This window comes from Planomonospora sp. ID67723, from assembly GCF_015711605.1.
Taxonomy (GTDB): Bacteria; Actinomycetota; Actinomycetes; order Streptosporangiales; family Streptosporangiaceae; genus Planomonospora_A.
Genome location: NZ_JABTEZ010000002.1, coordinates 488,803 through 508,068, shown reverse-complemented (window position 1 = coordinate 508,068; position 19,266 = coordinate 488,803). Strand labels below are relative to the sequence as shown.

The following is a 19,266-nucleotide window of genomic DNA, read 5'->3' as shown; positions in this document are numbered from 1 at the left end:
GTCACCGGCCGCGGGCCGCGCCGCGTCGCCGGTGCCTCAGGCGAGGCTCACGGTCATCGGCAGCCCGCCCCGGACCCGCAGCGAGAGCATGGCCTCGGGAACCGCGTCACGGCCCGGCAGGCCGGTCAGCCGGAGTTCCCGCGCGACCATGGCCAGGACGAACGTCGCCTCCATCATGCCCAGGTGGTTGCCGACGCAGAAGCGCGGGCCCGCGCCGAACGGGATGTAGGCGTACCTGGGCCGGCCGGCCGGGCGATCGGGGTCGAACCGCTCCGGGTCGAACCGCTCCGGCCTCTCCCAGAAGCCCGGATGCCGGTGCAGCGTATAGGGGCTGATCATCACGTCCGCCCCTGCCGGCACGCGGTAGCCGCCCACCTCGTCGTCCTGCCGGGCCACCCGGGTCAGCGCCCACACCGGCGGGTACAGGCGCATGACCTCCTCCAGGACCATCGCCGTGTACCGGAGCCGGTGGAGGTCCTCGTAGACCGGCGGCCGGTCGCCCAGGACGGCGACGGCCTCGGCGTGCAGCCGCTCCCACACCTCCGGGTGCCGGTCTACGAGGTGGAAGGCCCACGACAGGGTGCTCGCCGTCGTCTCGTGTCCCGCCAGCAGCACGGTGACCAGCTCCTCCCGCAGCCGCCGCCGGGCTGTACGGGGATCGGCCGTCTCCCGGGCCGAGGCGATCAGGCGCGACAGGAGGTCGTCACCGTCGGTGCCGCGCCTGAGGCGGCCGTCCACGAGGTGGTCGGCGACGCGGTAGAGCCCTCGGCGGCTCCGGCGGAAACGCAGGTGCAGCGGGAGCGGGAGCCACAGCGGCACCATGCTCAACGACACCATCTCGAACATCGCCTGGTCCTGGACGCCTTCGAACGAGTGCCCGATCGAGGTGAAGGCCCCCAGGTCGGCGTCGAGCAGGGTACGGCCGAGCACGCCCAGGGTGAGCCCCGTCATCTCGCCGGCCACGTCGACCGGTGCCCCTCCCACATGCGTGCGCAGCCGCTCCACCAGCCGCGCCGCCTCCTCGGCGATGGCCGTGTCCTGGCGGGCGATCCGCTTGTTCTGGAACATCGGCTGGATCGTCCGGCGTTGCCGGCGCCACACCTCGCCCTCGCTGGTCAGCAGCCCGTCGCCGATGACGCGCCGTGCCTGGGCGAGGCCGATCCCCTTGTGGTAGGCCGCGCTGTTGTCGGCCAGCACGTGCTTGGCGTGATCGGGATGGTTGAACAGGTAGATGGTCTTCGGGCCGATGGACAACCGGACCGCGTCGCCGTAGCGCGCCGTGGCCGACGAGAGCAGTCCGAGCCGATCCGTCACCAGTTTCCTGAACAGCCCGGGAGCCGCCCTGCGGGGCGGGCCGGGCGGCACCGCCGTGGTGCCGCCCGCAGGTGGCGACGGTGTGACCGTCGCAGTGCGCGCACCGGCGGCACTCACGCCGAGACCTCGCGCAGCTCCGAAGTGATCTCCCGGAACCGGCCCTGGTAGACCAGCAGGCCGTCGTTGTCGGTTCTCTGCCGGAGGGAGAGAACCTTGCCGATGAAGATCGTATGGTCCCCGCCGTCGTAGGAACGCCACACCTCGCACTCGAAGTGGGCCACCGCGCCGGAGATGAGCGGCACCGCCGTGACCTCACCGGGCAGCCAGTCGACGTTCTCGAACTGCGCCGCGCCGAGGGCGCGGTAGCGGTTGGCGAAGTGCCGGGCCGTTTCCTCCTGATGGGCCGCCAGCACCGACACGCCGAAGGAGCTCGTCATGTTGAGGCACCGGTGCATCACCGCGTCCCTGTCGATGCAGACGAGTACGAGCGGCGGATCGAGCGAGACCGAGGTGAAGGAGTTCGCGGTCATGGCGTGCGGCACGGGGCCGCCTGTCGTCACCACGGTGACTCCGGTCGCGAAGGCTCCGAACGCCCGCCGCAGCGTCTTGACGTCTGTCACTTCGAGAAATGGGGAAGGTGGGTGGAGTTGCACGCTGACCTCCTGAATCCGCGCCTACGATGCGTACGGTTCGAGCGCCCTGACCAGTGACTCGGGGACCCTGGCGGGTGATGTGCGGGTGTTCGGCCCGCGCATGCAGGCCACTCGCTGCCTGCCGCGGGCGATGAGCGCCTCGCCCCCTCCCGCGTCCAGCCGGACGTAGTCGAAGCTGAACTCGAGCTGGGTCTGTGAGAGCTCGCCGAGCCGCATGCGGATGGAGAGCTCGTCGAAGGCCGTGATCTCGGCGAAGAACTCGCACTCGACCTTGAGCGTGAAGAGCTTGAGATCGTCCTGCAGGTCGGCGAGCACCTCCGGGGCCCGTTCCTTCAGGAACATCTCCCTGCAACGTCCCTGCCAGCGCAGGTAGTTGACGTAGTAGACGTTGCCGACGATGTTCGTCTCCTCGAAACCGACCGTGTGGAGGTACTCGAAGTACTTGCTCATGGCCTATGACCGCCCTTCGGTGAGAACCGCCACGACGACGGGGTCCTGGACACCCCGCACCGACGTGACGAGCGTCGCGATCCGCAGATCCCCGGCGGCGAAGACCGCCCACGCGTCACGCTTGGCCGGGGCCAGGGTCAGCTGCGGCGCGTCGGATGACAGACCGCTCCGGCGCACGCAGGTGAGCGCGGCCAGTATGCGCGCCGCCACGGTCTCCGGGGCCTCGCCCGTCTCCGCGGCGACCTGTTCGGCGAGCGACGCGTACGCACCGAGCAGGTCCCGGTGGGTCTCCGCGGACCCGCCGGTGACCGGCGCGACCTCGCATCCCACGGTTCCCTCGGCCGCCACGCACAGCGTCATCCCCGGCCCGTGGGCGACCGAGACCGCCGGCCCGCCGTCGATCCGCGGCGTGCCGTCGGCACCGTACCCGACCTCGGTCGGGCGGCCGAGGGCCCGGCCCACGGCCACGGCGGTACGGGTCCGCTCGTCCCGCGGGTCGTCCGGCTGGTACGGCTCGACGGCGAACGCGGCTCGCACCCCGACCAGCTCCTCCAGCGTCCGCTCCAGGTAGGAGCCCAGCAGCGGAGCCACCCACGGGCCGCGTCCGTCCTTCTTCCGTACGGCCTGCAGGCGCAGGCCGTCCCACCTCTCCACGACCTCGCCGGCCGGTGTGCGCACCGCGATGTCGTAGACGTAGCTGTCGCCGTCGCGGCCGCGCTCGGTGGCGCAGTAGCGCAGCTCCGCCGCCTCGGCGAGCGCGGAGCCGCCGGGGTGCACCCGGTCGACCGCGGTGGGAAGCAGGGTGGCGTCCGGCACGCAGACCTGGTTGCCGTGCATCAGCGCGTCCCGCATGCCCGGGTCGCCGAGAAGCAGCCGGTCCGGCAGGAAGGCGGCGAACCAGTCTCCGGTCTCCAGAGCCGCCACGTCCGCGTCGACGTGGCGGGCCGCGGCGCGGTGGTAGCGGCCGAGCCGCTGGAACCGCTTGCCCTGGAAGAGCACGTCACCGTACATCTCGGTGGCCGGGTCCAGCGGCACCGCGGGCAGGCCGTCACCGGCCTGCTCCGGAGGCCCCGCCGCCGGGCTGTCCCCGGTGAGGCGGAGCCGGGCCTGGAAGTGGTCCACATCGAAGCCGGTCTCGGCGCTGCGGATCGTCACCGCCAGTGTGTCGTCGTCGGTGACGACCGCGGCGATGCGCAGCGTGGTGCTGCCGTCCGGCGGAATGATGATCGGGCGCAGGAACCGCGCCTCCTCGATGACCGGCACGGTGTCGCGCCCGGTGGTCGCGGCGGCCACCTGCGCCATGGCCTCCATGCCGAACACCGCGGGGAACAGGAGGTTCCCGTCGAGGAAGTGGTCGGCGAGGTAGAGATCGGTGCCGACGTTCACCTCGACCTCCGAGACGAGCTCCACGCCGTGGTAGCGGACCAGCGGCCTGCCGACGAACCGCAGCAGGGGCAGCGGCGGCAGGTCGTAGCCGACGGTGCCGACCTCCTGCGTGCGCCCGCTGATCACCACGACGCGGGGGGCGTCGGGGTCGGCGACCAGGCGCCGCATGATCTGCACGCCCCGCTCGGCCGAGATCGGCGTGATGCCCTGGCTGACCAGCCTCTCCAGGACCGAGAGCCGTTCGCCCATGCCGACGTCGGACCAGACCGACCATTCCATGCAGATGCTGCGGCAGCCCGGATACTGCTCGGCCACCTCGCAGGTGAGGTCGGCCAGCCACTCGTTCGCGGTCGCGTAGTGGGCCTCACCGTGCAGGCCCGCCCGGCCGATGATGCTGCCGAAGGTCACCAGCAGGCGCAGCCGTCCGGGCTCCACCGCGTCGAGCACGTTGCGCAGGCCGTCGACCTTGGGGGCGAAGGTGTGCCGGAAGGCGTCCATGTGCAGGCTCGTCAGGCCGGCGGGCTCGTTGCGGCCCGCGCCGTGCAGCACCGCGGTCACCGGTCCGAGCGCCCGTTCCACTTCGGACACCCCGCGACGCACCTGTCCGGCGTCGGTGACGTCGGCCCGCACGTAGTGCACCCTGAGGCCGGAGTCCGCCATGCGCCGCAGGTTTGCGGCGAGCTCCGGATCGTCGGCCGGGTCGGACCGGCCGAACACGGCCAGCGCGGCGCCGCTGTCGGTGGCCACCGCCATGGCGCACTCGGCGGTGATGCCTTTGCCGCCGCCGGTGACCAGCAGCACGTCGGTCGCGTCCAGCGGCTGCTCCACGCGTGCGGACCGTACCGGCATCGCCCGCATCGTGGGCACCCGCCGTACGCCGTCGGCGTCGTAGTGGACCTCGGCGTAGGCGGCGGTGGCCGCCACTTCGGCCACTACCCGGCCGACCGCCTCGGGCGTCGGCGGTAGGTGCACGATGGTGACGCGCACCTGGGGGGCCTCCAGATGGAGGGTCTTGGCCAGCCCCGCGGCCCCCCGGCCGTGCTGGACCAGCACGAACCGGGTGCCGGGCTCGCCCGCCGCAGCCGCCTTGGCTCCCAGGAGCGCCTGCTCCAGATGCTCCTGCTCGCATTCGGGCGGTAGGCACACCAGTACACCGGAACCGACCTCTCCGCGTTCGAGGGCCTCGCGCAACGGCTGAGCGATCGCAGACCCGGGTGCCGCGTACACCTGCCAACGCCCGGTCTCCCGCGCCGCCGTGCGCTCGGGAAGCGGCTGCTCGTCGAGGTCGACGACGAACGGCCTGACCCACTCGGCCGCCCCGGTCACCCCCTTCTTCACCCGGTCGCGGGGCTCGGCGGCCAGCTTGCTCAGCGCCTCGCCCAGCTCGCGCAGGCTCGCCGTGGCGAGGTTGGTGGGCGCCTGCCCGGCGGGCACGCCCAGCTGCTGGGTGGCCTGGTCGATGATGTGCATCACCGTGACCGAGCTCAGGTGCAGCTCGTCGAGCGGGCGGCTCTCCTCCGTCACCATCTCCAGGGGCAGCTCCGCGCGTTCGGCCGCCAGCCTGCGCAGCAGGTCGATGGTGGACTCCTCCGGCCGCGTCTCCGGCTGCGACGCGGGGACCGGCTCGGCGGACCCGGCCTGTGCCGGCCCCGCGACCCGCTGGACGCCGCCCCCTGCCGGCACCTGCGGCGCCTGCTCGGCGGGGCTGGCGAAGAACGTGAACTCGGCGCCGACCTCCAGCGGCCGGACCAGGCGGCCGTGGAACAGCTCCTCGTGCACGACGGGGACGCCGACGACGTAGGCGGCGCCGGCCACCCGCAGCAGCCCGGCCAGCGACTCGCCGTCGGTGTCCAGCGCGACCGCCGGCACGTCCGTCGACTCGGCCGCCAGCCCGCTGAGCACCCGTCCCGGGCCCACCTCGATCAGCAGGTCCACGTCCCGGGCCGCCTGCTCCACCGCCTGGGTGAAGAGGACGGGGTCGGTGATCTGCCGGCGCAGCAGAGCCGGGATGTCGGTGTCGGGGGACAGGGCCGCGCCGGTGACGGTGGAGACCACCCGGCCCGCGATCGGGCCGAACCGTTCCCCGCCGAGATGCTCGGCCAGCGCCTCGGCCGCGGGCGCCACCAGCGGCGAGTGGAAGGCGTGCGAGACCGGCAGCCGGGTCCAGGTCAGTCCGGCTTCCGCAGCCGCCCGCCCGACCGCCTCGACGGCTTCGACCGGACCGGCGACGACGGTCTGGCGGGGGCCGTTGTAGCCGGCGACCACCACGGGCAGGTCACCGATCAGGCCGGTCACGGTGTCGGGCGCCGCGCGGACGCCGGCCATCGTGCCCGAAGCGCTGTGCTCGGTCATGGCCCGGCCCCGCTCGGTCGCCACCCTCAGAAGGGTCTCCTCGTCCATGGCCCCGGCCCAGTGCAGTGCCGAGAGCTCGCCCAGGCTGTGGCCGACCGCGACGTCCGCCTCGATGCCGAGCAGCGCCAGCGCCCGCAGGCCGGCCATGGAGCCGGTGACGATGCGGGGCTGAGCCACCGCGGTGGCCACCATGTCGCCGGTGGACGGCAGCGCGGCCCTGGTGTAGACCTCCTCGACGTCGGCGAAGCGGCGGCGCAGCGCGCCGCCACCGGTGCCGCGCCCCGACCCCTGGCCGGGGAAGAGGTAGCCGACCCTGGCCCGCCCGCTCGCGTGGCCGGCGAAGGCCTTGCCGTCCGGGGTGAACAGGCTGCTCTCCCCCGACTCCAGGGCCGTCAGCACGCGCCGCAGCTGCCGCTCGGCGTCCTCGGGGGAGGACACGACGACGGCGGCGCGGTAGGGCAGGTCGCGCAGCTCACGCTGGAGCGTGGCGGCCAGGTCGGCGAGCTGCGCGTAGGACACCTGGGTCACGAAGTCGGCCAGCTGGGCGAGCCGTTCGCACAGCGCCTGCGGCGAGGCGCCGTCGGCCAGCAGCAACTCGGCGTCCTGCAGGGACGAGGCCAGCGACCTGGTGCGGGTCGACAGCGGCAGCCGCCGCCGCGAGGCGGTGCCCTCCAGCACGACATGGGTGTTGATGCCGCCGAACCCCATGGCGGTGACGCCGGCGCGCAGCTGCGCCGTGGCCGGCCAGGGCTCGGCCTTGCGCAGCACCCGCAGCGCCGCGGGCTCCTCGGTCAGCACCTGATGCGGTTCGACGCAGCCGATGGTCGGCGGCAGCACCTGCTCGTGCACCGCCATCGCGGCCTTGATCAGCCCGGCCACCCCGGCCGCCGCCTTGGCGTGCCCGATCATTCCCTTGATCGAACCGACCGCCGCGGGCTCCGCCCCGGGATCGGCCGCGGTTCTGGCCCCGGACAGCGCCTTGAGCTCGGTCGCGTCACCGAGCGCCGTGCCCGTCCCGTGCCCCTCGAACAGGGCGACGGTCTCGATGCCGAAACCCGCCCGCTCGTACGCCCGCCTCAGTGCCAGCTGGTACCCGCTGACCTCCGGCCGGGTGATGCCGCCCTTGCCGTCGGACGAGACCCCCCAGCCGGCGACCGTGGCGTAGATCCGGTGCCCGGCCGCCACCGCGTCCGGCTCGCGCATCAGCACGATCATTCCGCAGCCCTCGCCCGGCCAGAAGCCGTTGGAGTGCCGGTCGTACAGCCGGAACTCGCTCTTGGCCAGGGCACCGGTCTTCGCGAACCCCACGATCTCGAACGGGTCGATGGACAGGTCCACGCCTCCGGCGATCGCGACGTCGACATCGCCGTCGACGAGCGCCTTGCTCGCCGTGACCACCGACAGCAGCGACGACGAGCACGCCCCGTCGACGGTGTAGCCGCCTCCGTTGAGATCGAAGTGGTTGCAGATCCGGCCGGCGATCGTGTTGGACAGGCCACCGGCGAGCGTGTCCTCGTCGATGGGCGGGAACGGGCTCTTGTACATGGTTTCGTAGTCGGCGAGGAACCCGGCCAGCCGGTCGTCCTCCCAGCCCTGCTCCTTGAGCATCGCGGCGAGCGTCCTGCGGACGTACGGCCAGCGCAGCCGCAGCAGGTTGGCCCTGGTGAACTCCCCGGTGAGGGTGTTGCCCACGATCACGCCCGTGCGGTCCCTGGGCAGGCCCTCGGCCTTCGGGAACCCCGCGTCCTCCAGCGCCCGGCCCGCCATGTCGAGCGCGAGCCAGTGGGTGAGGTCCGTCGAGCGGTACGTGCTGCCAGCGATCTTGTAGGAGATCCGGTCGAACTCGTAGCCCTCGATGACCGCGGCGGTCCGCGCGTAGAAGCGGTCCGGGGCCGCCGGGTCGGGGTCCCAGTAGTCCTCCAGCCGCATCCGCACGTCGGGCAGACGGCGGAAGGCCCGGCGACCGGCGACCGCGTTCTCCCACAGTTCCCGGGGTGATGCGGCATCCGGATAGCGGCATGCCATGCCGACGATTGCGATCCTGGTCATACCTTTGCGACCGCTTTCTCCACAGGCGCGAGCACCTCGGACGCCGCGGCGCTGACCCGGGCCGCGTCCTGCTCGCGCGCTTTGCCGACGATGTGCAGCGACCAGAGGAAGCCGCCTCGGACCAGGCAGACGATGGCGGTCGCGAAGAAGATCCCGTACGGGATGTTCATCCCGAGGAGCAGGCCGTAGACCAGGGCCACTCCCCCTCCGAAGGCGACCTGCGACAGCGGCTTGGACGGGGTCGTCCCCGGGTCGGTGATCATGTAGTTGGTGAAGAGGATGAACGCGATCCCGGTCATCATCGACAGGCCGCCGAGGATCGAGATGTCGTCGATGATCAGGCCCCGGACGACCGCCTGCAGCGCGAACCCGCCCACCCAGGCGCCGATCAGCCACATGCGGTTGGTGAGCTTGGCGTTGAGGAGGGTGCCGAAGACGATGATCACCCCGGGGATGATCCAGTCGATCGGGTTGGTGACGTTCTCGCTGAAGTGGTACGGCGGCGCGATGCTGGCCCACGGGAACAGCAGCAGGATGATCGCGATGCCGAAGTTGGACGGGTTCATGAAGTGCCGCAGCCGGCCGCGCACCGGCGCCCGCAGCACCCACTTGGTGCCGACCGCCACGATGACTCCGAACATCATCACCAGGATCTGGTCGTTGACGTAGATGAGCATGTTCATCGCGATGCCGGTGATGTGCGCGGGGTAGAGGAACTCCACGAGCCCGCGCAAGCCGTTGCCGCGGAAGCGGGCCGTCCGGCCCTCGGCCCGGGAGCCGACGGCCTCCAGGAGGATCTCCGTGGTGTAGGCGGTGGCCAGGGCGACCAGCGGCCAGGCCCATCCCTGCTCGAAGCCCAGGAGCGTGTAGCCGAGGATGTTGAAGATCGTGATCGAGATGGCGAACCGGCGCAGAGCCGTGATGACCTTCTGGTCGTGACGCGGAGGGCTGATCGTTCTTTCTGCCATGTCGTCACTTCTCCTTCGCTTGTGAGCCGAGCTGCAGCCGGTGCCAGCCCGGAGTGAGCTGAAGATCCTGTTGGTGCGCCTGTCCGGTCCGGTCCCGCCAGGTCAGGTGGACCCGCAGCGGCCCGGTCACGTTCTGGCCCAGACCGATGTGGATCTCCTTGGAACGCTTGCCGGAGTGGCCGCTGCCGCCGTCGACGCGCCCGGTGAACGTGCGCCCGTCGGCGGTGGTGACCGTCGCCTGCGCCCCGATCACCGGTGTTCCGGCGCCGGGAAGCTCCCCGTCCGCCGGTGTCCCGGTTCCGGCCGCGGGCTCGTGGGTCAGCCGCAGGCCCAGGAAGGCACCCGGGGACGGGCTGGTGTTCTGGTAGAAGATCGGTGCGTCGAACTGCCGGGCGACCGCGAAGTCGAGCAGTCCGTCGCCGTTGGCGTCGCCGGTCGCGATGCCCCGGGTGGGCACCGGTACGGCCAGGCCGAGCTGGTCGGAGATGTTGGCGTAGCGCCCGTCCTCGCCCTTGGCGAAGAAGGCGAGGGTCTGGCCTCCGGCGATGTCGGCGCCGGCGCCGACGACCGGCCACGACAGCGGGCTGTGCACGACGCCGTCGTTGGCGGACGCGAGCTCCTGCAGCTGCGCCCACCGGTTGACGCTGCCCTTGACGAAGCCGGTGGCCTGGGCGATGGCGAGCTCACCGCTGTTGTTGAAGTCGTCGATCTTGACGTCCCAGCCCCAGCCCGACCAGGCGGTCCCCAGCTGGGCGCTGTAGTCCTCCCACGGCGCCTTGCCCCGGCTCAGCTGCGAGCGCAGGTCGGCCTTGTCCTTGGCGGTGGAGAGGAAGTGGAAGTTGCTCTCCTGGATGCCGTAGGGCGTGGTGATGTTGCTGACGAAGAAGTCGTAGATGCCGTCCTTGTTGAAGTCGCCGGCGTCGGAGCCCATGCCCTTGAACGAGTCGTGCATGATCGTCTTGGACTTGGGGATCCACGGGGTGCGGGTGCCCTCCACCTCGGCGAACTTCAGCTGACCCGGGGTGGAGCGGTTGTGCAGCAGGCGGTCCGGCCCGAAGTCGTTGTTCAGGAACAGCTCGGGCAACTGGTCGCCGTCCACGTCGACGGAGGTGGCCCCGAGCTCCCAGCCCTTGGAGACCTCGTCGGTCAGGACGCCGTCGATCCTCTGGAAGGTCGCCGAGGGCTGCGCGCCCCCGCTGCCCCCGGTCCAGCGGAAGAAGTAGTTGCGTCCGCCGTTGAACCCCCTGGACATGGAGTCGTTCATCTCCACACCGCCGCTGACCGTGTCGTCCAGCACGCGCGAGCCGTCGGGGAAGTAGTTGCCGATGAAGATGTCGGAGTGCCCGTCGCCGTCGAAGTCGGCGACGGTGGCCACGTTCGTGTTCCAGATCGGTCCGGAGTAGGCGCCCGCGGAGCCGGGCACCAGCTCGGTGGGCTGGAAGGCGTCGCCGGAGAGTCCGGTCGCGTCGGCCTTGCGCAGGTAGAGGATCGGCGAGCGGCCCCACAGGTAGACCATCAGGTCGGCTCGCCCGTCCTCGTTGAAGTCACCCGGCACGCAGCCCATGGGCGCCATCGCCTTGCCCATGGGCAGGCTGCCGGGGTTCAGCGCGAACGGCTGGTACCGGTCGGCGCGGTCGCCCGGAGCGGGTGTGACCACGGTCTGGTCGGTCCGGGTGTCGACGGTGCACAGGTCGTTGGACAGGCCGTCCCCGTCCAGGTCGTCCATCGCGATCGCGGCGCCGACCGAGGAGATCCACGCGTCGATCTTCTTGTAGTCCTTGTTGACCTTGCGGATCGTCTGCATCGGGGAGCCCCCGGGCAGCGCGATGCTGTGCGGAGTGAAGGCGTACGCGCCGGCCAGGTCCTCCTTCTCGGCCGCGGACGCGAAATACGGGCGGCCCACTACGAACGCGGTCACCATCAGCGCCAGGGCGACGATTCCCGCCGTCTGCCGGCGCAGCCAGGCGGCTGTCGTGGTCACGGACTAACACCTCCAAGGGATATAAGCTGATCGGCGACGCGCTGCCGCCACATCTCATAGGCCGGCAGGACGCCGGGCACGGCCCCGGCGGGCCGGGTGTCGAGGCTGAGCCGTGCCGCCTGCTCGGGGGTCGAGCCGCAGAAGACCTGGGTCGCGATCTCGTTGTGCGGCACCACCAGGCCGGCCCGGACCCGGGCTTCGGCCGCGAACACGCTCCCCTGGGCGAGCTGGGGACGGTAGTGCCCGGCGCGCTCCCTCAGCTCCCGCAGCTCGTCCTCGGCGCCGCCGCCCGCGTACGTCGCGGCCAGGCCGACCCCGCTGAACAGGTCCGCCCGGCGCGCCCGGGGGAACTTCTCGACCATCGACACGACCTTCTCGACGTCGGTCCCGCCGACGAACCACAGGGCCCGGCCGATGCCCTGGTCGATCGCCCGGCCGGCGTACCCCCGGTTCCGGCCCGCCGGCCACGGGAAGCCGGAGTCCTGGAACTGCTGGGTCACATACCGCTCGGTGTGGAAATAGGCCTGGTGGAAGCCGTATCCGTCGTGCACGAGCCACAACAGCAACGGGTCGAGGGTCGCGCTCTTCGGCCACAGGAACCTGGGCAGCCGGGCCATCCCCCAGCCGATCCCGACGTAGATCATGTATATGTGGGCGTTCCCGCGTCCGCGGAGGAAGCCGTCAACCCCGCGCCCGCTCCCGAACGGCAGCGCGTCGAGGATCGTGAAGGCCATGCCGGCCCCTTCGTAGGCGAAACCCCGGAACCTCGGGGGAATCTCCTCCAGCTGCTCCTCCGCCTCCGCCGGAGTCCTCGCCTCCGCCGCCAGGGCGTACCCGCGGAGAAACGTCTCGCCGATCCTCTCCAGTAGTTCGCGAGCCTCGTCGTTCTTCACATGGAATCCGCGCTTTTCAAGTTTAGTTTCCATGACATCAGGCGTGAGAATGCGCCGTCTCAACGCGCGCAGGGAACCAGGCATTTACCTCTCAACCCCTCCCGGCCACTCCCGGATACACAGGGAGATATGTGACAAAGATATCCATATGAAACGGCGTCGGGTCCACTCCAGAAATGCCAACCCGAATTCCGGTAACCTATTTCAGGGAATGCTCTGCCGCCGCCGCGCCGATAAACGCGGCGAACAGTGGGAACGCTTATATAGAGATCCGGTCCGCGGACGAGGGCAGGCCCGCACGCACCCGCCGCCGCCACGTCTCGTACGGCGGGACCCGGCCCGGAGCACGCGGGTCCACCGCGGTGTCGTCGGCGAGGGCGACGGCACCGGCGACCGACAGCCCTGTGAGCGCGGCCGTGGCGGCCTCGGTGTGCGGCGGCACGAACCCCGCGTAGTCCCGCGCCTTGGCCGCGAACACCGCCCCCTGCCCCAGCTCGGCACGGTGCTCCCCGGCCTCCCCGCGCAGCAGGGCCAGCTCGCCGGCCCCGCAGCCGCCGGCGAACGTGGCCGCCAGGCCGACACCGCTCCACAGGTCCGCCTGCCGGTGGGCGGCGAAGCGGCGCACGGCCGCTGCCACCTCCGGCACCCGCGCGCCGTGGATGAACCACAGGGCGCGGCCGACACCCTGGTCCACCGCCCGCGGGAAGTAGTCCGGCGCCCCCTCCCACGGGTAGGGCCTGGGCGCCTTCTGCTCGTCGACCCAGCTCCTGGTGTCGAAGTAGGCGCGGTCGAAGCCGTAACCGTCGACCGCCAGCCAGCTCATCGTCGGGTGGTACGGCGATCCCTCCAGGTCGGGGACCACCTTCTTCCACAGAACCCTGGGCAGGCGCGCCATGGCGAAACCGATGCCGATGTAGGTGAGGAAGATGTGCGGCCGGCCGGGACCCAGCATCAGGTCACGGGTCCGGCGGCCGCGACCGCCGCCCATGGCGTCCATGACGGTGAAGGCCATCGTCGCGCCCTCGTAGGCGAAACCGCGCAGCTCGACGTCGACCATGCTCAGCCTGCGCTCGACCTCCCACTGGCCGCGCGCCTCGATCCCCCACTCGAAGCCGCAGACCACCGCCTGTGGAATCGCCTCCAGCCGCCGGGTGGCGGGCGAGGGGGTGACCGGGAAGCCGCGCGCGCCGAAAGTCACATCGGCCAGGGACGGTGCCAGGACCAGTTTGCGGAACGAGCCGGAAACCGATGACATTGTGCTCTCCTCATCAACCGACGGGCCTTGCGGTCGGGCGGCCGGCCGCCCTCCGGAACGCGGGAGGGGCGGACGGCCGTTTCAGGACCACGGCGCGATCGGGTACCAGGGGATGATCTCCCGACGGGCCAGCAGACGCACGTCCCAGTACAGGAAGGTGAACACGCCCGCGACGATCAGCGCCGACGCCGTCAGCACCACCGCCCGGCCGGGCTTGGCGTGCAACCACCGCTGCAGGCGATCTCCGCCGACGTAGGCCAGGGCCAGGAACAGCACCGCCATGATCGCGATGTTCCCGGCCGACTGCAGGACGAAGACCGCGGCGCCGTACAGGGGGTTGCCGCTCTCGGCCGCGTCGTGGAACATCTGCCGGAACAGCGGGAAAGGCCGTCCGATCAGGAAACCCCCGACCAGCGCGCCCATGAAGACCATCCGCGCGTTGGGGAAGCGCCCGGCGATCCGGGCGAACGGATCGGGCACCACTCCCAGGACGGCCAGGCCCAGGTAGAACATCGTCAGCCCGATCACGCCGAAGACCACCATGGACTGGATGCTGCGGGCGGAGAGGGTCCCGGCGACGTTCTGCGCCGTGGAGAACTGCGGCATGGAGGTGCCGGCGACGCCCACGATCGCGCCGTAGACCGCCGACACCGTGACCATGCCCGCCGACAGCCACGCAAGCGGCCTGAACGGAGCGAGGCGGCCCCCGCCGCCGGTGCCCATCAGGGGGGTCACTGCGCTGAACACGGCGATGTTGCAGGCGGTGAACGTGCCGGCCAGCCCGCTGACGAAGGCGAACACGACGCCCGCCGCGACGCCCGCGGCCGGCTGCTCGGCCGCGTCTCCGAGCAGGGTGCCGGCGATGCCGCCGCCGATCGTCTTGTCGACGAACTCGGCGGACCAGACCACCGTGAGCAGGAAGCCCGCCAGGCTGCTCAGCACGATGACCAGTCCGCGCCTCGGTGAGTGGCGACCGGCGGCCGGAGCCGGGACGACCCCCGTCCCCGGGCGCGGAATCACACTGTTGCCCATCACTTCTCCTTATGCTCTACCGGCCGGCTTCACGGCAAAATGCTCGGCCGCCCGCCTCCATCAGGATGCGTCCGAAGGGCGGATCCGACATTTTGCAAATTGCGCGATCAGCGCGAGCAGCAGGAATTCCCCGCAGAACCGACGTGGTACAGCACACAAGAAGAAATCACCCTGCGGAGGCGCGACACGGCTCCGGGAACGTCCGTGATGCCCGGCGGTCCTCCGCCTGATCAGATCGAGGCCTGGTCACCGAACTCGAGCAGGAGCGGCAGGTCGGCCCGCTGGCTGATGTTCAGCTTCCGGTAGGTGCGGGTCAGATGCTGCTCGACGGTGCTGATCGTGACGTAGAGCTTCGCCGCGATCTCTCGATTGCTGTAGCCCGCCGCGGCCAGGGTCGCGACCCGGCGCTCCGCATCGGTCAGCCCGCCGATCAGCTCGCTGGGCGACGGGGAGGGCACGGCACCGTTCCCCCCGGCCAGAAGGCCGATCATCGGCTCGGCCCGGCACTCCCTGGCCACGGCCTGCGCCCGCCCCGCGATCGTCCGGGCACGGCGGTGCTCGCCGAGGGCGTCGTAGGCCTCGACGAGATCGAACAGCGCCCGGGCCAGCTCGTACTTGTCCCCCGCCAGCTGCAGGTACTCGGTCGCCTGCCGCAGAAGCGCGGGGCGGCGCGCCGGTTCGGACGTGGCGGCCAGCAACCGCAGGGCGATCCCCTTGCTGCGGCGGGCTCCGGAGCCGCAGGCGTCCAGCTGCGCCTGGATCAGCTGGCGGGCCTCCTGCGGCTGCCCCAGCCGCAGGCACGCCTCGCCCGCCTCGGCCCGCCAGTGGATCAGACCCGGCGCGTCGAGGTTCCAGGCGGCCATCAGCTCGCCGCAGCGCTGGAAGTCGCGCAGCGCCAGGGCGAAGTATCCGGTCGCCATGCTGTGACGGCCCCGCGCGTGCAGGTAGTGCAGGCCGTACCGGGTCTGGAACATGGCCTCCGGCACCGGCCAGTCGAGGTACTCACGCACGGCGTCGTATCTGCCCATCGCCGTCAGCGCGAGGATCAGGCTGCTCAGCGGCCCTCCGACGGCCACGCCCCAGCCGCTCGCCTGGATGATGTCGAGCGCGATGCGCGCGTGGTGCTCGGCGGCGGGCATGTCCCCCTGGCGGATCGCGATCTCGGCGCGGATGGCCGCCAGCCTGGCCTGCCGGCTCGGGGCCTGGCGCGAGGACGCCTCGACGCTGAACAGGTCGCACCAGGGGGCCGCCTTCTCGCAGCGGCCGGCGTAGGTGAGCGCCAGCAGCGAGTTCTCCACGGTGTCCAGCGTCATCTCGTCGAGGCGGGAGTCCTCCAGAATCCGCTCGACGGCGTTCATGCTCGCCTCGCGCGGTCCCTTGCTGAGGACCTCGGCCAGCGCGAGCGTCGACTCCAGGCGCTGACTGACCATCACGGACACCATGCTCGCCAGCCCCCGCTCCCCCGCCGCGCGCCGCAGATGGGTCAGGAAGGGCGGGTAGGTGGCCCGCAGCCACAGCTGGGCGACGACGAGTTCGGCGGTCGTCTCCTGGTCGGCGGCGTCCGACCTGCTCAGCTGCTCGAACACGTCACGAGCGTCGTCGAACCGGCCGTGCCACAGCAGGGCCCGCGCGAGCACGACGGCGTCGCCGCCCCGCAGGCTGCCCCGGTGCATCGCCTCGGCCAGTTCGGCGAGGCGGCCTGCCGGCGCAGCCGGATTGATCCGCCACTCGGCCCGCACCAGCATCGTCATGATCTTCGATCGGCGGGCCTCGTCCGCGCACTCGCGCCACGCGAGCCTCAGGTAGGCGACCGCCGACTCCACCTGGCCGTCACGCAGAGCGCTCCTGGCCGCCTCCTCCATCACCGGCACGACCCAGGGGGCGTCGACCCGGCTCGCCCGCAGGAGGTGGCCGGCGACCGCGGACGGCGGCAGGCCCATGGCGTAGGTCAGTTCCGCCGCGCGGTGGTGCAGGTCCATCCGTTCCTGGACGTCCACCCCGGCGAGCACGGCCTCACGGACGGCCTCGTGACGGAAGTTCCCCGCGTCGATAAGCCCCGCGGCGCCGAGGGAGAGCAGTTCCCTGCTGATGTCGGGAGCGGGGATGTCCAGCAGCCGGTCCAATCCCTCGGTCTCGCCCAGGACCGCCAGGCCGTGCGCCACCTGGACGGTCTGCGGCCGGCCGCGCTGCAGGCACGCCAGTACGGCCTGGCCGAACTGGTCTCCGACGACGGCGCCGGTGGGGTGCTCGCCCGAGGCGCGGACGAAATCCTCGTGGTCGTCGCCCATCGCGCCGGCCAGCAGCGGGTTGCCGCCGCTGAGCGCGTACCATTCGTCGGCCAGCCGCTCGGTCGGCCGGACTCCCGCCCGCGCGGCGACCAGCGCCGCCACCCCGGCCCGGGAGAGCGGGGTGAGCCGGATGCGGCGGCAGTGCGGCTGGCGCAGAAGATCGGTCTGGAAGTACGCGTCGGTGTACCCCTCCCCGTCGGCGTGGCTGAACACGGCCAGGATCCGCGCGTTCCTCACCCGCCGTGCCAGGTAGACCAGGCAGAGCAGGGAGGCGCGGTCGGCGTGGTGCACGTCGTCGACGACGATCGTCAGGGGGTAGCGCTCGGCCAGGTCGAGCAGGACGGTGCAGAGCGTGTGGACGACCTGGGCGTCGACCTGGGGACCGGCGCCTCCGTCGGAGCTGGCCGCCGCGCGCGCGCCCTCGTCCAGCAGCGCCAGCGCCCGGTCGCGCTCGGCGGCGACCAGCGGCGCGTCCTGGATCAGCTGGCGCAGCACGCCGAGCGGCAGCTCGCGCTCGGCGCGCGAGCCCGTCGCCGTGACGGACAGGGCGCCCAGCTCGATGGCCTGCTCGGTGAGCGCACGCAGCAACGTGCTCTTCCCCGTGGCGACGGCCCCGCCGACCAGGGCGATCCTGCCCCGGCCCATGACCGCGCCGGAAAGGAGGTCCTCGAGGGAGGCCAGTTCCTCTTCCCGTTCGATCAGACCCATGACCCTCTCCTGTCGCATACCGCCGGCGCCGGCCGGGACGTCCCCCTGCCGGTCGGCCGCGCGCGCCGCGACCGGCACGCACGGGCTCCTCGTCAGGCGGGCGTCTCCCGGGATTCCGGGAAGCACGCGCCTGTCGTGCTTTGCAGACAACGCTAGGCGCCGGGGACATCGGTTCCTTATCGTCCCGCTATCACCTGCCGGTGGCGGCCGGTGGCGCGGCCCTTGCGGTGCCGTTCCTGCTCGGGGAACGCGGGAAGACGGACGGCGGCCGGGCGGCGCCTGAGCCGCGCCCGGGTGACGGCGGAATCCGCCGCCGACAGCGCGGCGCTCACCACGTCGGGTTCGACGGCGGCTCCCCAGAACGTCTCGCCGTCCACCGTGCACTGGGCGTAGACCGCCACCCCCTCGCGGTCCCGGCCGGCCGGTCCCAGGTGGTGGACCGCGCGTACCGGCAGGCCCTGCCGGGCCAGCGCCGAGCGCGCGGCCCTGACCTCCTCCGCCCCGTCCGGATCCGCGCCGAAGCCGCCGCCGTCGACGTGCAGGACGGTGACCGTCCCGGGAACCTCGACGAGCTGCGGCCCCGGGGCCAGGATGTACTCCCGCCGGAAGGCCTCCATGATCTGATCCGGCGTGATCTCCCCGCCCTCGGCCTCCGCCAGCGCCTGAACAACGTGAGCGAACTCGACCTGCAGCGCTCTGGGCAGGTTGAGCCCGTACAACGTGCTCAGCAGGTACGCGGGCCCTCCCTTGCCCGACTGGCTGTTGACCCGCACAATGGCCTCGTAGGTGCGTCCCACGTCCTGCGGATCCAGCGGCAGGTACGGCACCTGCCAGGGCGGCGGGGCGGCGCCGGTCCGTGCGGCCCGCCGATCCAGGTCCTCAAACCCCTTCTTGATCGCGTCCTGGTGCGAGCCCGAGAAGGAGGTGTAGACGAGATCGCCGCCGTAGGGATGGCGCGGGTGGACCGGGATGCCGTTGCAGTGCTCCACCGTACGGCGGACGCGGTCGATGTCGGAGAAGTCGACGCGCGGATCGATCCCCTGGGTGAACAGGTTCAGTCCCAAGGTGACCAGGCACACGTTGCCCGCCCGCTCTCCGTTGCCGAACAGGCACCCCTCGATCCGCTCCGCCCCCGCCAGGAGGGCCAGCTCCGCCGTCGCGACCCCCGTGCCGCGGTCGTTGTGCGGATGCACCGACAGGCACACGTGCTCGCGACGGGAGAGGTTGCGGTTCAGCCACTCGATCTGGTCGGCGAAGACGTTGGGCGTCGACCGCTCGACCGTCGTGGGGAAGTTCAAGATGATCGGACGGTCCCGCCCCGGCTGCCAGACGTCCATGACCGCCTCGCAGACCTCCAGCGAGAAATCCAGCTCGGTGTCGCTGAAGTGCTCGGGAGAATACTGGAAGCCGAAGTCACAGCCGTCCAGCACGCGCTCGGCGTGCTTGACGATCATCTGCGTGCCGTGGACGGCGAGGTTTCTGCACTCGTCTCGGTTCATCCCGAACACCGTCCGCCGGAAAAGCGGGGAGGTTGCGTTGTACAGATGGACGGTGGCGCGCGGAGCCCCGCGCAGGCTCTCCACCGTGCGCTCGATCAGCTCGTCCCGGGCCTGCACGAGCACCGAGATCCGGACGTCGTCGGGAATTCGGTCCTGCTCGACGAGCATCCGGACGAAGCCGTAATCATCCCGGCTGGCCGCGGGGAAGCCGACCTCGATCTCCTTGTAGCCCATGCTCACCAGCAGGTCGTACATCACCAGTTTGCGTTCCGGGCTCATCGGCGTGGCCAGCGCCTGGTTACCGTCGCGCAGGTCGGTCGAGAGCCAGCGCGGCGCGGTGGCGATCGTGGCGCTCGGCCACGCGCGATCGTCGAGCGCGACCGGGGGGAAGGTGGCGTAGCGGCTGGTCTCCATGATCAGTTCCTTACTGCTCACGCG

Annotated in this window: 11 protein-coding genes; all 11 read right to left on the bottom strand. The window is 71.5% G+C overall.

Translation table 11 applies throughout. From position 1 onward, the window contains the following. Window positions 1-36: 36 nt before the first annotated feature. The 11 genes from HS041_RS14930 to HS041_RS14880 all read right to left on the bottom strand — a co-directional run bounded on the left by HS041_RS14930 (window position 37) and on the right by HS041_RS14880 (window position 19,242). Window positions 37-1,365 (bottom strand): cytochrome P450, encoded by a 1,329-nt coding sequence (locus HS041_RS14930; protein WP_307845404.1) that lies wholly within the window; start codon window positions 1,363-1,365, stop codon window positions 37-39. Window positions 1,366-1,427: 62 nt separating this feature from the next. Continuing rightward, window positions 1,428-1,934, bottom strand: coding sequence for a flavin reductase family protein (locus tag HS041_RS14925; protein WP_307845299.1), 507 nt, complete (start codon window positions 1,932-1,934; stop codon window positions 1,428-1,430). 54 nt (window positions 1,935-1,988) lie between these two features. Beyond that, window positions 1,989-2,417 (bottom strand): acyl-CoA thioesterase, encoded by a 429-nt coding sequence (locus HS041_RS14920; protein ID WP_196441280.1) that lies wholly within the window; start codon window positions 2,415-2,417, stop codon window positions 1,989-1,991. A gap of 3 nt (window positions 2,418-2,420) precedes the next feature. Then, entirely contained in the window at window positions 2,421-8,204 is a 5,784-nt protein-coding gene (locus HS041_RS14915; protein WP_196441279.1) for a type I polyketide synthase, read from the bottom strand. Further along, the gene (locus HS041_RS14910; RefSeq protein WP_196441278.1) at window positions 8,201-9,172 is read right to left on the bottom strand and encodes an enediyne biosynthesis protein; all 972 of its coding nucleotides are present in this window, start codon (window positions 9,170-9,172) and stop codon (window positions 8,201-8,203) included. The genes HS041_RS14915 and HS041_RS14910 overlap by 4 nt, the downstream gene beginning before the upstream one ends. A 4-nt stretch (window positions 9,173-9,176) precedes the next feature. Beyond that, entirely contained in the window at window positions 9,177-11,153 is a 1,977-nt protein-coding gene (locus HS041_RS14905) for a CRTAC1 family protein (protein ID WP_196441277.1), read from the bottom strand. Beyond that, window positions 11,150-12,130, bottom strand: coding sequence for a DUF1702 family protein (locus HS041_RS14900; protein ID WP_255529971.1), 981 nt, complete (start codon window positions 12,128-12,130; stop codon window positions 11,150-11,152). The genes HS041_RS14905 and HS041_RS14900 overlap by 4 nt, the downstream gene beginning before the upstream one ends. 175 nt (window positions 12,131-12,305) lie before the next feature. Then, window positions 12,306-13,301 (bottom strand): DUF1702 family protein, encoded by a 996-nt coding sequence (locus tag HS041_RS14895; protein ID WP_196441276.1) that lies wholly within the window; start codon window positions 13,299-13,301, stop codon window positions 12,306-12,308. 81 nt (window positions 13,302-13,382) lie between these two features. After that, the gene (locus HS041_RS14890; RefSeq protein ID WP_196441275.1) at window positions 13,383-14,333 is read right to left on the bottom strand and encodes a hypothetical protein; all 951 of its coding nucleotides are present in this window, start codon (window positions 14,331-14,333) and stop codon (window positions 13,383-13,385) included. Window positions 14,334-14,563: 230 nt separating this feature from the next. After that, window positions 14,564-17,329, bottom strand: a complete 2,766-nt coding sequence (locus tag HS041_RS14885) for a helix-turn-helix transcriptional regulator (RefSeq protein ID WP_196441274.1) — start codon at window positions 17,327-17,329, stop codon at window positions 14,564-14,566. 176 nt (window positions 17,330-17,505) lie between these two features. Then, complete coding sequence (locus HS041_RS14880) at window positions 17,506-19,242, bottom strand: 2-isopropylmalate synthase (protein WP_196442500.1); 1,737 nt, start codon at window positions 19,240-19,242, stop codon at window positions 17,506-17,508. Window positions 19,243-19,266: the final 24 nt, after the last annotated feature.

Coding starts and splice junctions, on each gene's coding strand:
- HS041_RS14920 (WP_196441280.1), bottom strand. CDS start 2,417: ATGAGCAAGTACTTCGAGTACCTCCACACGGTCGGTTTCGAGGAGACG.
- HS041_RS14915 (WP_196441279.1), bottom strand. CDS start 8,204: ATGACCAGGATCGCAATCGTCGGCATGGCATGCCGCTATCCGGATGCC.
- HS041_RS14910 (WP_196441278.1), bottom strand. CDS start 9,172: ATGGCAGAAAGAACGATCAGCCCTCCGCGTCACGACCAGAAGGTCATC.
- HS041_RS14900 (WP_255529971.1), bottom strand. CDS start 12,130: ATGCCTGGTTCCCTGCGCGCGTTGAGACGGCGCATTCTCACGCCTGAT.
- HS041_RS14895 (WP_196441276.1), bottom strand. CDS start 13,301: ATGTCATCGGTTTCCGGCTCGTTCCGCAAACTGGTCCTGGCACCGTCC.
- HS041_RS14890 (WP_196441275.1), bottom strand. CDS start 14,333: ATGGGCAACAGTGTGATTCCGCGCCCGGGGACGGGGGTCGTCCCGGCT.
- HS041_RS14885 (WP_196441274.1), bottom strand. CDS start 17,329: ATGGGTCTGATCGAACGGGAAGAGGAACTGGCCTCCCTCGAGGACCTC.
- HS041_RS14880 (WP_196442500.1), bottom strand. CDS start 19,242: ATGGAGACCAGCCGCTACGCCACCTTCCCCCCGGTCGCGCTCGACGAT.